This is a genomic window from Pseudomonas orientalis (assembly GCF_001439815.1).
GTDB classification, from domain to species: domain Bacteria; phylum Pseudomonadota; class Gammaproteobacteria; order Pseudomonadales; family Pseudomonadaceae; genus Aquipseudomonas; species Aquipseudomonas orientalis.
The window spans coordinates 1-16,134 of sequence record NZ_JYLM01000008.1 but is presented as its reverse complement, the minus strand read 5'-3'; the positions used below and the strand labels follow the sequence as shown (position 1 = coordinate 16,134).

Sequence of the window (16,134 nt, the reverse complement as noted above, 5' to 3'; positions counted from 1 at the left end):
AGCTAAAATTAGAAGCGGTAGTGCGAGAAAGCTTTGTTAGCTTCAGCCATACGGTGCACGTCTTCACGCTTCTTAACAGCAGCACCTTTACCTTCAGCAGCGTCCAACAGTTCGCCGGCCAAACGCAGAGCCATAGACTTCTCGCCGCGCTTACGGGCGAAGTCTACCAACCAGCGCATTGCCAGAGCGTTACGACGGGACGGACGAACTTCAACCGGAACCTGGTAAGTAGCACCGCCTACACGGCGCGACTTCACTTCGACCAGCGGAGCGATGGCGTCGAGAGCTTTCTCGAAGATTTCCAGGGGGTCGCTATTCTTGCGTTCTTTAACCTTTTCCAGCGCGCCATAAACGATACGCTCGGCAACGGCTTTCTTGCCGCTTTCCATCACGTGGTTCATGAACTTGGCCAGAATTTGGCTTCCGTATTTTGGATCGTCAAGCACTTCGCGCTTGGCTGCTACGCGTCTTCTTGGCATGGATAAGCCCTCAAACGGTCTTCAGGTTCGCTCGGAATCGGTGCCCTTTCGGGACGCCTCCGACCTTACTCTTATCGACTCAGAAAATAAGATGATTCAGTTTTACAAAAAGCCGCTACTACTTAGGCTTCTTGGTACCGTACTTCGAACGACCCTGGTTACGACCTTTAACGCCGGAAGTATCCAAGGAGCCGCGTACGGTGTGATAACGAACACCTGGCAAGTCTTTTACACGACCGCCGCGGATCAGTACCACGCTGTGCTCTTGCAGGTTGTGGCCTTCACCACCGATGTACGAGGAAACCTCGAAACCGTTGGTCAGGCGCACACGGCATACTTTACGCAGTGCCGAGTTAGGTTTTTTCGGCGTGGTGGTATACACACGGGTGCATACGCCACGACGTTGCGGGCAGTTCTGCAGCGCAGGCACGTCGGATTTCTCGACGATACGCTTACGCGGCTGACGTACCAGCTGGTTGATAGTTGCCATCTACTAGCTCCACTGTTGTCTTGCGACGCTATTGTCTTGCAAGAAAAGCAAAATGGCAGGAACGAATTCCCGCCAAATTTAGGGGTACAAGAGTCTAAAGAGGATCTTGTCCCCAGTCAAGGCAAGGCCCCGACCTCCCCTCCCGTCGAATCGGTGCATATATGCCTCGATCCGACGAATGGGGGTGCCAGGGCCCAGTCTCATCTACTGCAGAACTCAGTTACCGCTTGAGTTCAACGCTTCGGTCAGTGCAGCTTCCACTTCACTGGCGCTTACGCGCAACGGTTTGTCAGCATCACGGCGGCGCTTGCGCTCGCTGTGGTAAGCCAAACCGGTACCGGCCGGGATCAAACGACCCACGACTACGTTTTCTTTCAGGCCGCGCAGGTAATCGCGCTTGCCGGTTACCGCTGCTTCGGTCAGTACGCGAGTGGTCTCCTGGAAGGAGGCCGCCGAGATGAACGACTCAGTGGACAACGACGCCTTGGTGATACCCAGCAGCACGCGAGTGAACTTGGAGACAAACTTGTCATCCGCGCCCAGACGCTCGTTCTCTACCAGTACGTGAGTCAGTTCCATCTGGTCGCCCTTGATGAAACTGGAATCGCCGGATTCAGCGATTTCAACTTTACGCAGCATCTGACGCAGGATGGTCTCGATGTGCTTGTCGTTGATCTTCACGCCTTGCAGACGGTAAACGTCCTGGATCTCGTTAACGATGTACTTGGCCAGCGCACTCACACCCAACAGACGCAGGATGTCGTGTGGATCGCTCGGGCCGTCGGAGATAACTTCGCCGCGGTTTACCTGTTCGCCTTCGAAGACGTTCAGGTGACGCCACTTCGGAATCAGCTCTTCGTACGGATCGCTACCGTCGTTCGGGGTAATGACCAAACGGCGCTTGCCTTTGGTTTCCTTACCGAACGCGATGGTGCCGCTGACCTCAGCCAGGATCGACGCTTCTTTCGGACGACGCGCTTCGAACAAGTCGGCAACACGCGGCAGACCACCGGTGATGTCACGGGTCTTCGAAGTTTCTTGCGGGATACGCGCGATAACATCACCGATCGCGATCTTCGCACCATCCGCCACACCGACCAGGGCGTTGGCTGGCAGGAAGTACTGAGCGATTACGTCAGTGCCTGGCAGCAAAAGGTCCTTGCCGTTGTCGTCGACCATCTTCACGGCAGGACGGATGTCTTTACCGGCAGCTGGACGATCTTTGGCGTCGAGTACTTCAATGTTGGTCATACCGGTCAATTCGTCAGTCTGACGCTTGATCGTGATGCCTTCTTCCATGCCCACGTAGGTCACGGTACCTTTCATTTCGGTAACGATTGGGTGAGTGTGCGGATCCCACTTGGCCACGATTGCGCCAGCGTCGACCTTGTCACCTTCTTTAACCGAAATCACAGCACCGTACGGCAGCTTGTAACGCTCACGCTCACGACCGTAGTCATCAGCGATTGCCAGCTCACCGGAACGGGACACGGCAACCAGGTGGCCATCCACTCGCTCAACATGTTTCAGGTTGTGCAGGCGGACGGTACCACCATTCTTCACCTGAACACTGTCGGCTGCGGAGGTCCGGCTTGCCGCACCACCGATGTGGAACGTACGCATGGTCAGCTGGGTACCCGGCTCACCGATGGACTGGGCGGCGATAACGCCGACCGCTTCACCGATGTTCACCTGATGACCACGAGCCAAGTCACGGCCGTAGCACTTGGCGCAGATGCCATAGCGGGTTTCGCAGCTGATCGGCGAGCGAACGATCACTTCGTCGATGCTGTTGAGTTCGATGAACTCGACCCACTTTTCATCTACCAGCGTGCCGGCAGGAACGATAACTTCCTCGGTACCTGGCTTGAACACGTCACGGGCAATCACACGACCCAATACGCGCTCACCCAGCGGCTCTACAACGTCACCGCCTTCAATGTGCGGCGTCATCAGCAAGCCGTGCTCGGTGCCGCAATCGATCTCGGTTACTACCAGATCTTGTGCAACGTCTACCAGACGACGTGTCAGGTAACCGGAGTTAGCGGTTTTCAACGCGGTATCCGCCAGACCCTTACGAGCACCGTGAGTGGAGATGAAGTACTGGAGTACGCTCAAACCTTCACGGAAGTTCGCGGTAATCGGCGTTTCGATGATGGAACCGTCCGGCTTGGCCATCAGGCCACGCATACCGGCGAGCTGACGGATCTGCGCAGCAGAACCCCGTGCGCCCGAGTCGGCCATCATGTACATCGAGTTGAAGGATTCCTGGTCAACTTCGTCGCCATGACGGTCGATGACTTTCTCTTTCGAGAGGTTGGCCATCATCGCCTTGGAAACTTCGTCGTTGGCCTTGGACCAAAGGTCGATCACTTTGTTGTACTTCTCGCCCTGTGTAACCAGGCCCGAGGCGTACTGGCTTTCGATCTCTTTCACTTCATCGGTAGCAGCCGCGATGATGCGGGCTTTTTCATCCGGGATAACGAAGTCGTTAACACCGATGGAAACGCCAGAGATAGTCGAATAAGCGAAACCTGTGTACATCAACTGGTCAGCGAAGATCACGGTCTCTTTCAGACCAACCACGCGGTAGCACTGGTTGATCAGCTTGGAGATCGCCTTTTTCTTCATCGGCAGGTTGACGACGTCGTACGACAGACCTTTCGGCACAACTTGATACAACAGCGCACGGCCAACCGTAGTGTCGACGATACGAACGTTGCTCACGCTGCCGCCGTCACGGTCGTTGACGGTTTCGTGGATCCGCACTTTGACCTTGGCGTGCAGTGCGGCTTCGCCGGCACGGAACACCCGGTCAACTTCCTGCAGGTCAGCGAACACACGACCTTCGCCCTTGGCGTTGATCGCTTCACGGGTCATGTAGTACAGACCCAATACAACGTCCTGCGACGGAACGATGATTGGCTCACCGTTGGCTGGCGACAGAATGTTGTTGGTCGACATCATCAACGCACGCGCTTCCAACTGGGCTTCCAGTGTCAGCGGTACGTGCACGGCCATTTGGTCGCCGTCGAAGTCGGCGTTGTACGCAGCACAGACCAGAGGGTGCAGCTGGATAGCCTTGCCTTCGATCAGTACCGGTTCAAACGCCTGGATACCCAGACGGTGAAGGGTCGGTGCACGGTTGAGAAGAACCGGGTGTTCGCGGATCACTTCGGCGAGAACGTCCCAAACCTCTGGCAGTTCGCGCTCGACCATTTTCTTGGCCGCTTTGATGGTGGTCGCGAGACCGCGCATTTCCAGCTTGCCGAAGATGAATGGCTTGAACAGCTCAAGTGCCATTTTCTTGGGCAGACCGCACTGGTGCAGACGCAGGGTCGGGCCTACGGTAATTACCGAGCGACCGGAGTAGTCAACACGCTTACCGAGCAAGTTCTGACGGAAACGACCCTGCTTACCCTTGATCATGTCAGCTAGGGATTTCAGAGGACGCTTGTTGGAACCGGTGATAGCACGGCCACGACGACCGTTGTCGAGCAAGGCGTCGACGGCCTCCTGCAACATACGCTTTTCGTTGCGCACGATGATGTCCGGAGCGGACAGATCGAGCAGACGCTTCAAGCGGTTGTTACGGTTGATCACGCGGCGGTACAGGTCGTTGAGGTCGGACGTCGCGAAACGACCACCGTCCAACGGCACCAGCGGACGCAGGTCTGGCGGCAGAACCGGCAGAACGGTCAGCACCATCCACTCTGGCAGGTTGCCGGAACCCTGGAAGGCTTCCATCAACTTCAGACGCTTGGACAGCTTCTTGATTTTGGTTTCGGAGTTGGTTTGCGGAATTTCTTCACGCAGACGGCCAATCTCGTGTTCCAGGTCGATAGCGTGCAGCAGCTCGCGGACAGCCTCGGCACCCATGCGGGCATCGAAATCGTCGCCGAACTCTTCCAGCGCTTCGAAGTACTGCTCGTCATTGAGCAGCTGACCTTTTTCAAGGGTGGTCATGCCTGGATCGATAACGACATAGCTCTCGAAGTAGAGAACGCGTTCGATATCACGCAGGGTCATGTCCATCAGCAAGCCGATACGGGACGGCAGCGATTTCAGGAACCAGATGTGGGCAACCGGCGAAGCCAGTTCGATGTGCGCCATGCGCTCACGACGAACCTTGGCCAGCGCGACTTCAACGCCGCACTTCTCGCAGATCACACCACGGTGCTTCAAGCGCTTGTACTTACCGCACAGGCACTCGTAATCCTTGACCGGGCCAAAGATCTTGGCGCAGAACAGGCCGTCACGCTCGGGTTTGAACGTACGGTAGTTGATGGTTTCCGGCTTTTTAACTTCACCGAACGACCACGAACGGATCATCTCAGGCGATGCCAATCCAATACGGATGGCGTCGAACTCTTCGACTTGACCCTGGTTTTTCAGCAAATTCAGTAGGTCTTTCAAGGCCTTTCCTCCTGGCGGAGCAGAGAGCGGGCCAAACGGCCTCGCTCTCGATTCGCGTCACGTGTTATTCGGTTTCCAGATCGATATCGATGCCGAGGGAACGAATTTCTTTGATCAACACGTTGAAAGACTCGGGCATGCCCGGCTCCATACGGTGATCGCCGTCCACGATGTTTTTGTACATCTTGGTACGACCGTTCACATCGTCCGACTTCACTGTGAGCATTTCTTGCAGAGTGTATGCAGCACCGTATGCTTCCAGTGCCCAGACCTCCATCTCCCCGAAACGCTGACCACCGAACTGAGCCTTACCACCCAGCGGCTGCTGGGTAACCAGGCTGTAAGAACCGGTAGAACGAGCGTGCATCTTGTCGTCTACCAAGTGGTTCAGCTTCAGCATGTACATGTAGCCAACAGTAACCGGGCGCTCGAACTTGTTGCCGGTACGGCCATCGAACAGCTGCATCTGGCCGCTTTCCGGCAGGTCTGCCAATTTCAGCATGGCCTTGATTTCGCTTTCCTTGGCACCGTCGAACACCGGGGTAGCCATTGGAACGCCGCCGCGCAGGTTCTTCGCCAGGTCCAGGATTTCCTGGTCGGTGAAGGTGTCCAGCTCTTCGTTGCGACCGCCGATCTCGTTGTAGATCTCGTGCAGGAACTTACGCAGGTCAGCGACCTTGCGCTGCTCTTCGATCATACGGTTGATCTTCTCGCCCAGACCTTTGGCCGCGAGGCCCAGGTGGGTTTCGAGGATCTGACCAACGTTCATACGCGAAGGTACGCCCAACGGGTTGAGGACGACGTCGACCGGGGTGCCATTGGCATCGTGCGGCATGTCTTCAACCGGCATGATCACGGAGACCACACCTTTGTTACCGTGACGACCGGCCATCTTGTCGCCCGGCTGGATGCGGCGACGGATTGCCAGGTAAACCTTGACGATTTTCAGCACGCCCGGAGCCAGGTCATCGCCCTGCTGCAGTTTGCGCTTCTTGTCTTCGAACTTGTCGTCCAGCAGACGGCGGCGATCAACGATATAGGCTTGGGCCTTCTCGAGTTGCTCGTTCAGAGCGTCTTCAGCCATGCGCAGTTTGAACCACTGGCCGTGCTCAAGACCGTCGAGGATTTCGTCGGTGATGTCCTGACCTTTCTTCAGACCTGCGCCGCCTTCAGCCTTGTGGCCTACCAGCGCGGAACGCAGACGTTCGAAGGTCGCGCCTTCAACGATACGGAACTCTTCGTTAAGGTCCTTGCGGATCTCGTCGAGCTGGGTCTTCTCGATGGACAGTGCACGAGCATCACGCTCAACGCCGTCGCGGGTGAAGACCTGTACGTCGATGACAGTACCCTTGGTACCGGTTGGTACACGCAGGGAGGTGTCTTTAACGTCGCTGGCTTTTTCACCGAAGATGGCACGCAACAGTTTTTCTTCCGGCGTCAGCTGGGTCTCGCCTTTCGGAGTGACCTTACCGACCAGAATGTCGCCTGCGCCAACTTCAGCACCTACATAAACGATACCGGCTTCGTCCAGCTTGTTCAGTGCAGCTTCACCCACGTTAGGGATGTCTGCAGTGATTTCCTCTGGCCCAAGCTTGGTGTCACGTGCCACACAGGTCAGTTCCTGGATGTGGATCGTGGTAAAGCGATCTTCTTGAACAACGCGTTCCGACAGACAGATGGAGTCTTCGAAGTTGTAACCGTTCCAGGCCATGAACGCGATGCGCATGTTCTGACCCAGTGCCAGCTCACCCATATCGGTGGACGGGCCGTCGGCCATGATGTCGCTACGCTGAACGCGGTCACCCTTACGCACCAGCGGACGCTGGTTGATGCAGGTGTTCTGGTTCGAACGGGTGTATTTGGTCAGGTTGTAGATGTCGACGCCGGCTTCACCGGTTTCAACTTCGTCATCGGCAACACGCACCACGATACGGCTGGCATCAACGGAGTCGATCACGCCGCCACGACGAGCCACGACGCAAACGCCGGAGTCACGGGCTACGTTACGCTCCATGCCGGTACCTACCAGCGGCTTGTCGGCGCGCAGGGTCGGTACAGCTTGACGCTGCATGTTGGAACCCATCAACGCACGGTTGGCGTCATCGTGTTCCAGGAACGGGATCAGCGACGCTGCAACCGACACTACCTGCTTGGGCGAAACGTCCATCAGGGTGACGTCTTCCGGCGCCTTGACGGTGAACTCGTTCAAGTGACGAACAGCTACCAGCTCGTCGATCAGGACTTTCTTGTCGTTCATCGTGGCCGAAGCTTGGGCGATCACGTGATCAGCTTCTTCGATGGCGGACAGGAAGACGATCTCGTCGGTAACCAGACCTTCCTTCACCACACGGTACGGGCTCTCAAGGAAACCGTACTGGTTGGTGCGCGCATAAGCGGCCAGGGAGTTGATCAGACCGATGTTCGGACCTTCCGGCGTTTCGATCGGGCATACACGACCATAGTGCGTCGGGTGTACGTCACGGACTTCAAAGCCGGCACGCTCACGGGTCAGACCGCCCGGGCCCAGTGCGGAAACACGGCGCTTGTGGGTGATCTCGGAGAGCGGGTTGTTCTGGTCCATGAACTGCGAGAGCTGGCTGGAACCGAAGAACTCTTTCACCGCGGCAGCCACTGGCTTGGCGTTGATCAGGTCTTGCGGCATCAGGCCTTCGCTTTCAGCCATCGACAGACGTTCCTTGACCGCACGCTCAACACGTACCAGGCCAACGCGGAACTGGTTCTCGGCCATTTCGCCTACGCAGCGAACACGACGGTTACCCAAGTGGTCGATGTCATCGACGATGCCTTTACCGTTACGGATGTCGACCAGGGTCTTCAGTACCGCGACGATGTCTTCCTTGCACAGCACGCCCGAACCTTCGATCTCGGTACGACCGATACGACGGTTGAACTTCATCCGGCCGACCGCAGACAGGTCATAGCGCTCAGGGCTGAAGAACAGGTTGTTGAACAGGGTTTCGGCAGCGTCTTTGGTTGGTGGCTCACCCGGACGCATCATGCGATAGATCTCGACCAGCGCTTCCAATTGGTTGCTGGTGGAGTCGATCTTCAGCGTGTCGGAGATGAACGGACCGCAGTCGATGTCGTTGGTGTACAGGGTCTCGATGCGAACGACCTGAGCCTTGGCGATTTTGGCCAGGATCTCGGTGTTCAGCTCGGTGTTGCACTCAGCCAGGATTTCGCCTGTCGCCGGGTGAACGATGACCTTGGCGGTCGTGCGGCCCAGGACGTAGTCCAGCGGCACTTCCAGCTCTTTGAGACCGGCTTTTTCGATCTGGTTGATGTGGCGCGCGGTGATACGGCGGCCGGCTTCAACAATGACCTTGCCCTTTTCATCCTGGATGTCCAGGACGGCAATTTCACCACGCAGACGCGAAGCGATCAGCTCCAGCTTGAGGGTTTCATCCTTCAGACTGAATACGTTGGTGGTGTAGAAGGCATCCAGCACTTGCTCAGTGGTATAGCCGAGCGCGCGCAGCAGTACCGAGGCCGGCAGCTTGCGACGACGGTCGATACGCACGAACACGCAATCTTTCGGATCGAACTCGAAGTCCAACCACGAACCGCGGTACGGAATGATCCGCGCGGAGTACAGGAGCTTACCGGAGCTGTGCGTCTTGCCGCGGTCGTGGTCGAAGAACACGCCCGGGGAACGGTGCAGCTGGGAAACGATTACGCGCTCGGTACCGTTGATAACGAAGGTACCGTTTTCAGTCATCAGTGGGATTTCGCCCATGTAGACTTCTTGCTCTTTGATGTCCTTGATCGCTTTGTTCGACGATTCTTTGTCGAAAATGATCAGACGGACTTTTACCCGCAAAGGTACGGCGTACGTAACACCGCGCAACACGCATTCTTTGACATCAAATGCCGGTTCGCCCAGGCGATAACCGACGTACTCCAGCGCAGCATTGCCGGAGTAGCTGATGATCGGGAAAACGGATTTGAAGGCCGCATGCAGGCCCACGTCGCGGAACTGATCTTTGGTCGCTCCCGCCTGCAAGAATTCACGATACGAATCCAGCTGGATAGCCAGAAGGTACGGGACATCCATGACGTCCGGCAACTTGCTAAAGTCCTTGCGGATACGTTTTTTCTCAGTATATGAGTAAGCCATCAGCGTTCCCCAGCTTGGTCACCTGCTTGTTTGGCCCTCCCGACGGGAGCAGCCAGAAAATCTTGCAAACCCCATGGTTTGCACCACCGCATCGGGTGGCTACAGCGCGTTAATGGCGGCGACCGAGTCGACAGCCAAGAACGGAAAAAGGCCGGTGGCAAGAGCCACCAGCCATCAGCCTTCAGCTTAAAGCTTGGGCTGGAGACGCAAGGTCGATGCTTACTTCAGCTCGACTTTAGCGCCTGCTTCTTCCAGAGTAGCTTTGGCTTTGTCAGCGGCGTCTTTGGACACAGCTTCCAGAACCTGGGCAGGAGCGCCGTCAACTACAGCCTTGGCTTCTTTCAGGCCCAGACCGGTCAGTTCACGTACTGCCTTGATCACGTTTACTTTCTTCTCGCCAGCTTCCAGCAGCATGACGTTGAATTCGGTTTGCTCTTCAGCAGCAACAGCAGCAACAGCTGGGCCAGCGGAAGCAGCGGCAGCGGAAACGCCGAATTTTTCTTCGAAAGCTTTGATCAGCTCAACAACCTGCAGAACCGACATTTCAGCTACGGCGTTGAGGATATCGTCTTGGGAGATAGACATTGCTGTATTTCCTGAATTGGGGGACGGCCTACGCGGCCATCGAAATAAACAAAAATACGCGAGAGAATTTGCTCAGCCTTAGGCTGCGGCAGCTTCTTTTTGCTCGCGAACTGCAGCCAGAGTACGAGCCAGCTTGCTGGTAGCGCCTTGAATCACGCTCATCAGCTGCGAAATGGCTTCGTTACGGGTCGGCAGTGTTGCCAGTACGTCGATTTGGTTAGCTGCGAGGAACTTGCCCTCGAACGCAGCTGCCTTGATCTCGAACTTGTCCTGACCCTTGGCGAACTCTTTGAACAAACGGGCAGCAGCGCCTGGATGATCGGTGGAGAACGCAATCAGGGTCGGGCCGGTGAACACGTCGTTGAGGACACTGTATTCAGTGTCAGCAACAGCGCGCTTGAGCAGGGTGTTACGTACAACACGTACGTATACGCCAGCTTCACGAGCCTCTTTACGGAGTCCGGTCATAGCGCTTACTGTCACACCACGGGCATCAGCCACGACAGCGGACAGAGCAGCTTTGGCAGCCTCGTTGACTTCAGCGACGATGGCCTTCTTGTCTTCGAGATTAATTGCCACGGGTTTAACTCCTGCTTGTTACCGTTTCATCTGGCCTAGGCCTGATGTCGTTTTGGTGTCTGATTCGGTAAGGAACCGGGAGCACCATCTGCGTAGGCTTGTTGGTTTAAGACTTGCGTCGCCTACGGTCTTGGATAGCCCCCGCCAGGCAGGGACCCCAATCTTTCAATTGGCGCAATCGCTCGCGCCAACCTGTGTCTTATACGTCCAGCGAGCCTTGGTCGATGACCAGACCTGGGCCCATAGTGGTGCTCAGGGTAACGCGCTTGACGTAGATGCCTTTCGAGGAAGCAGGCTTGATACGCTTGAGATCAGCGATCAGGGCTTCAACGTTTTCCTTCAGCTTGACGGCATCAAAGCCGACTTTGCCAACGGAGGTGTGAATGATGCCGTTTTTGTCGGTGCGATAACGAACCTGACCAGCCTTGGCGTTTTTAACCGCGGTGGCTACGTCTGGCGTTACGGTGCCGACTTTAGGGTTAGGCATCAGGCCACGAGGACCCAGGATCTGACCCAACTGACCTACAACGCGCATTGCATCCGGGGAGGCAATAACAACGTCATAGTTCAGGTCGCCGCCTTTCATTTCGGCAGCCAGGTCGTCCATGCCAACGCGATCGGCACCGGCGGCCAGAGCAGCTTCAGCGGCCGGACCTTGAGTGAAGACAGCAACACGTACAGTCTTGCCAGTACCGTGTGGCAGCACAGTAGCGCTACGAACGACCTGGTCGGATTTACGTGGGTCAACACCCAGGTTCACAGCAACGTCAACGGACTCGCTGAACTTGACAGTCGACAGCTCGGTCAGCAGGGCAGCAGCGTCTACAAAGTTGTAGGACTTGCCCGCTTCGATTTTGCCGGCGATAGCCTTTTGGCGCTTGGTCAGCTTAGCCATTACACACCCTCCACGTTAAGGCCCATGCTACGAGCAGAACCGGCGATGGTACGCACGGCTGCATCCATATCAGCTGCAGTCAGATCCGCGTTTTTGGTTTTCGCGATTTCTTCCAGCTGAGCACGAGTGACGGTGCCAACCTTAACGGTGTTCGGACGAGCGGAACCGCTGGTCAGACCAGCAGCTTTCTTCAGAAGAACCGAAGCCGGAGTCGACTTGGTTTCGAAAGTGAAACTACGGTCGCTGTATACAGTGATGATCACTGGAGTCGGCAGACCTGGCTCAATACCCTGGGTACGGGCGTTGAAGGCCTTGCAGAATTCCATGATGTTCACGCCGTGCTGACCCAGAGCTGGACCGACGGGTGGGCTAGGGTTGGCCTGAGCGGCCTTCACTTGCAGCTTGATGTAAGCGGTAATCTTCTTGGCCATGAGGCACTCCAATTACGGGTTCAAGCGCCTCGAAAGGCTCCCCGGTTACTTGCGCGTTTATCCCAGTGACGACAAAACCCCACAGCCTAGGCTGTGGGGTTGGGATGCTTGCTCAGCTAGACCTTCTCGACCTGGCTGAACTCCAACTCTACCGGAGTAGAGCGACCGAAAATGAGCACCGCCACTTGGATCCGGCTCTTTTCGTAGTTAACTTCTTCGACAGTGCCGTTGAAATCAGCAAACGGACCATCTGTGACACGAACCACCTCGCCCGGCTCGAACAAAGTCTTCGGCTTAGGCTTGTCGCTACCGTCAGCAACACGACGCAGAATCGCTTCCGCCTCTTTATCGGTGATCGGCGCAGGCTTATCGGCAGTACCGCCAATGAAACCCATGACACGAGGAGTGTCCTTGACCAAGTGCCAAGTACCTTCGTTCATGTCCATCTGTACCAGCACGTAGCCAGGGAAGAACTTGCGCTCACTCTTGCGCTTCTGGCCATTCCGCATTTCAACCACTTCTTCAGTGGGAACCAGAATTTCGCCGAAGCCATCTTCCATGCCTGCCAGCTTTACGCGCTCCAGCAAAGAGCGCATAACATGCTTCTCGTAACCCGAGTAAGCATGCACAACGTACCAACGCTTAGCCACGGGACACCCTTAGCCAACAATCAAGGAAACAAGCCAGCCGAGCAGGGAATCGAGCCCCCACAACAGCAACGCCATAACCAGAACAACAGCCACGACAATCAATGTGGTCTGTGTGGTTTCTTGGCGAGTCGGCCAAACGACTTTACGAATTTCAGTGCGAGCTTCCTTTACCAGGACCGCGAAAGACTTGCCTTTGGCAGTCTGCAGGCCTACAAAGGCAGCTACAGCAGCAAGGGCCAGCAAAGCGAGAACACGGTACAGGATCGGCGAAGCAGAATAGTACTGATTGCCAACAACGCCTACGACCACCAACGCGACTACGGCGAGCCACTTGACCAGATCGAAACGAGAGCTTTGAGCTTCAGCCTTAGGAGTCATCTATGAAGATCCTGTGAAAAGAAAGCCAGACACACCAAGTGAATCTGGCAGGTCAGGAGGGAATCGAACCCCCAACCTACGGTTTTGGAGACCGTCGCTCTGCCAATTGAGCTACTGACCTAAAACAAAATCAGGCCGACCATTATGCAGGCCTGAAAAAGACTTTACAACAACCAACCCCAACAGACTTGCAATCACCTGACATCCAACGCCAGAAACAACACGATACAAGCCGAGGCAGCTGTTAAAACAAAGGCAGATATTTTCATATCTGCCTTGTTATATGGAGCTCTTGAGCGGATTTGAACCGCTGACCTCACCCTTACCAAGGGTGTGCTCTACCAACTGAGCTACAAGAGCAAAACACCTGCACAACCTGCAAACTTGGAGCGGGTAGCGGGAATCGAACCCGCATCATCAGCTTGGAAGGCTGAGGTTCTACCACTAAACTATACCCGCGGAGCTTGCAGCTCACGCTAAAATGGTGGAGGGGGAAGGATTCGAACCTTCGAAGTCGTAGACGTCAGATTTACAGTCTGATCCCTTTGGCCGCTCGGGAACCCCTCCTAAGCGAGCCGGCATTTTACATCACGCCGACCTTCTGTCAAGCATTTTCTCATTTAAATTATGAGGTTAGCTGCGTTGACGCCGCCTCACATCAAATACCTAAAAGGTCTTCACTGCGAAGCGGGCGCCATTCTATGCAAACTATCCGAGAGTTGCAATGCCTTCGCACAGCATTATTTTATGTTTTAACTCATTGAATTCCTTAGCAAGGTTTTCAAAGGGCAGATCGTCCGCCAGGTGCCTGCTTTCAGGAGCCACCCGAAGCCAGTAACCGGTCGCTTCAGGCATGTTCAGCAATTGAACCTTGACCTTTATATCCAGGCTGGTGAGGCGCTGCTCGACAGATTGCGCCTGACGCTGATCGGCAAACCCACCAATGTACAAGCAGGTATTTTGCGTATCAGACGTTTTCGCCCGATCCCTGCGAGCCATCGCCTCGGAAGTCTCACTCAGCAGTCGTATGTCCTGCTGGGGGCCACGGTAAAGGCTCAAAGGCGTGACATCCTTGGCGCGCAATGGCGCCTCTTGCTGATGCCATATGTAATAAAAGACGTTGAGGATCAGTAGAAGCAGAAACAACCAACGCATAAGCACCTCAGGGCAAAGGACACGCCATTGCCAGGCCAATAAATACCAGATCCGGCACAAGCCGTGCCTGCGGCACAGTGTCAAAGACCAGATCGGCATCGCCGCCAGTCAGAAACACCGTGAAGTCATCCCCCCAATAACTCCTGGCAAGTTCGATCTGGGTGAGGACAAACCCTCTTAACATCAGTGTACAACCACGCTCGACCGCCTCGGCCGTTGTACGCCCAGGTGAAAGACGCTCCAGAGCGCGCTCGGCAGATGCATCGTCGTAGCGTATCTTGCGCGTATGGGTGCGCAGCTGGTTGCGCATAAGCGGCAGGCCAGGACAAATGAATCCCCCCAAATGCTCGCCATTGATATCAATGTAATCTGCAGTCGCCGCGGTACCAAAATCCAACACCAGGCACGGGCCGGACGCCAGCTTGTACCCTCCAAGAATCGCCAGCCAACGGTCCAGACCAAGCCGCTCAAAGTCGTCATAGCCGTTGCGAACGCCCGCCATTTCCACGGCTGAGGTCGCACATGAGACGGTAATGCCAAAAGCCTCGATCAATGTCTCGACCAGCTTGTTTGTTTCCTCCAGGGCACGAACACTCACCAGCCGGCAACGCGTCAGCGAAATGCCTGGCACTGCGCTCAAACTTTCAATCAGTGCGACATTCGAACCGACGACCCCCTCTGCGAAGGCGCCCACCCTGTCGACATTAAGCACGCGCCATTTGATAAAGCTATTCCCACAGTCGAGCTCAAGAATCATCACGCAACCTCAGGCTTAACTCACCACCGCTGTATATTTTCTCGACGCCGCCAACGTCCAGGCGCAACGCACCTTGACGATCAACACCGAGCACCACTCCATCAACACGATTCACACCCGCGATAAGTGATACCGCCCGCCCTTGCCACGCATGATTTCGCTCCCACTCCTCCTGGAGGGCTGCAAAGCCTGACTCCCTGTGCCGATCGAGGTAGCGCTGGAGCTGCACGCTGACTTGGGCCACCAGAGCGTTACGATCAGCGGCAGATCCTGTCTCAAGCTGCACCGATGTCCATTGCTGATCTACCTCGGCAGCCCTTTGCATATTCACATTGATCCCGATACCGAGAACCACATGACAAATATCTGCGGGGTCCCCCACCAACTCCAGCAATATCCCTGCAATTTTCTTGCGCCCGACCAATACGTCGTTGGGCCATTTCAAGACGGCATCCTTAACACCAGACTCTCGCAGAGCCTGAATGACCGCCAAGCCAACAACAAGACTTAGCCCTTCCAGCTGTCGGAGGCCATCCTCAATACGCAGGACGAGGCTGTAATAGATGTTTTGGGCAAATGGACTGACCCACTTTCGACCGCGCCTGCCCCGCCCTGCCATTTGCTGCTCAGCCAATATCAGGAACGGGGCAGCTCGCGCGACATCAACCATGCGCAACGCCTCTGCGTTGGTGGAATCAATCGAGTCATAAATATGAATAGGCCACGACAACGACGGTGCACTTCGCGAAATATCTCCAGCATTTAGAAACACCAGTGGCGATGCTAACTGGTAACCCTTACCACGCACCTTATGAATAGGTAGATTCAATTCGGCCTCAAGAAGCTGAAGCTGCTTCCATACGGCGCTGCGGCTGATGCCCAGGGCGGCACCCAGCGCCTCTCCGGAATGGAATCGGCCATCTTTCAGAAGTTCTAACAGCGTAAGCATGCAGGTATCGCCTCACAATGAGGCACGCATGATAGCCATGCGAAGGGGCATTGCATAGAAAGGCCGCACGCCCCAAGGCCGTAACGAGCGTCCCGGCACTTTCCGACCGCCCAAAACAAAACCCCAACTGCTTTCGCAATTGGGGTTCTGGAATTTAATCTTGACGATGACCTACTCTCACATGGGGAAACCCCACACTACCATCGGCGATGCATCGTTTCACTGCTGAGTT

General features: G+C 55.8%; 13 protein-coding genes, 4 tRNA genes and 1 rRNA gene. All 18 read right to left on the bottom strand.

Features of this window, described 5'->3' with window-relative positions; genetic code table 11:
* Positions 1-8: 8 nt before the first annotated feature.
* Positions 9-479: a 30S ribosomal protein S7 gene (rpsG, locus tag TU82_RS19140; protein ID WP_002555493.1), complete on the bottom strand. Its 471-nt coding sequence runs from the start codon at positions 477-479 to the stop codon at positions 9-11.
* Positions 480-597: 118 nt separating this feature from the next.
* A complete protein-coding gene (gene rpsL / locus TU82_RS19135) occupies positions 598-969 on the bottom strand; it encodes a 30S ribosomal protein S12 (protein ID WP_002555494.1) in 372 nt (123 codons plus the stop codon).
* A gap of 216 nt (positions 970-1,185) precedes the next feature.
* Complete coding sequence (gene rpoC / locus TU82_RS19130; RefSeq protein ID WP_057724825.1) at positions 1,186-5,385, bottom strand: DNA-directed RNA polymerase subunit beta'; 4,200 nt, start codon at positions 5,383-5,385, stop codon at positions 1,186-1,188.
* Between the two features lie 64 nt (positions 5,386-5,449).
* Entirely contained in the window at positions 5,450-9,523 is a 4,074-nt protein-coding gene (gene rpoB, locus TU82_RS19125; RefSeq protein WP_057724824.1) for a DNA-directed RNA polymerase subunit beta, read from the bottom strand.
* 219 nt (positions 9,524-9,742) lie between these two features.
* A complete protein-coding gene (rplL, locus tag TU82_RS19120) occupies positions 9,743-10,108 on the bottom strand; it encodes a 50S ribosomal protein L7/L12 (protein ID WP_003176432.1) in 366 nt (121 codons plus the stop codon).
* A 78-nt stretch (positions 10,109-10,186) separates the two neighbouring features.
* The gene (gene rplJ, locus TU82_RS19115; RefSeq protein WP_015886139.1) at positions 10,187-10,687 is read right to left on the bottom strand and encodes a 50S ribosomal protein L10; all 501 of its coding nucleotides are present in this window, start codon (positions 10,685-10,687) and stop codon (positions 10,187-10,189) included.
* Positions 10,688-10,886: 199 nt separating this feature from the next.
* Positions 10,887-11,582, bottom strand: a complete 696-nt coding sequence (gene rplA, locus TU82_RS19110) for a 50S ribosomal protein L1 (RefSeq protein WP_003176434.1) — start codon at positions 11,580-11,582, stop codon at positions 10,887-10,889.
* The gene (rplK, locus tag TU82_RS19105) at positions 11,582-12,013 is read right to left on the bottom strand and encodes a 50S ribosomal protein L11 (protein ID WP_003210097.1); all 432 of its coding nucleotides are present in this window, start codon (positions 12,011-12,013) and stop codon (positions 11,582-11,584) included. Before rplK ends, rplA begins: the two co-directional genes overlap by 1 nt.
* 116 nt (positions 12,014-12,129) lie before the next feature.
* The gene (gene nusG, locus TU82_RS19100; RefSeq protein ID WP_003176436.1) at positions 12,130-12,663 is read right to left on the bottom strand and encodes a transcription termination/antitermination protein NusG; all 534 of its coding nucleotides are present in this window, start codon (positions 12,661-12,663) and stop codon (positions 12,130-12,132) included.
* 9 nt (positions 12,664-12,672) lie between these two features.
* Positions 12,673-13,041, bottom strand: a complete 369-nt coding sequence (gene secE / locus TU82_RS19095) for a preprotein translocase subunit SecE (protein ID WP_003194658.1) — start codon at positions 13,039-13,041, stop codon at positions 12,673-12,675.
* Between the two features lie 45 nt (positions 13,042-13,086).
* Positions 13,087-13,162, bottom strand: a tRNA-Trp gene (locus TU82_RS19090).
* Positions 13,163-13,325: 163 nt separating this feature from the next.
* Positions 13,326-13,401, bottom strand: a tRNA-Thr gene (locus TU82_RS19085).
* 25 nt (positions 13,402-13,426) lie between these two features.
* A tRNA-Gly gene (locus tag TU82_RS19080) sits at positions 13,427-13,500 on the bottom strand.
* Between the two features lie 23 nt (positions 13,501-13,523).
* Positions 13,524-13,608 (bottom strand) — tRNA-Tyr (locus TU82_RS19075).
* A 141-nt stretch (positions 13,609-13,749) separates the two neighbouring features.
* A complete protein-coding gene (locus tag TU82_RS19070; RefSeq protein WP_057724823.1) occupies positions 13,750-14,196 on the bottom strand; it encodes a hypothetical protein in 447 nt (148 codons plus the stop codon).
* 7 nt (positions 14,197-14,203) lie between these two features.
* Positions 14,204-14,953 carry a pantothenate kinase gene (locus tag TU82_RS19065; RefSeq protein ID WP_057724822.1) on the bottom strand — a complete coding sequence of 250 codons (750 nt, stop codon included), beginning with the start codon at positions 14,951-14,953 and terminating at the stop codon, positions 14,204-14,206.
* Positions 14,943-15,902, bottom strand: coding sequence for a bifunctional biotin--[acetyl-CoA-carboxylase] ligase/biotin operon repressor BirA (gene birA, locus TU82_RS19060; RefSeq protein ID WP_057724821.1), 960 nt, complete (start codon positions 15,900-15,902; stop codon positions 14,943-14,945). Before birA ends, TU82_RS19065 begins: the two co-directional genes overlap by 11 nt.
* A gap of 158 nt (positions 15,903-16,060) precedes the next feature.
* Positions 16,061-16,134 (bottom strand): 5S ribosomal RNA (gene rrf / locus TU82_RS29625); the annotation flags it as partial.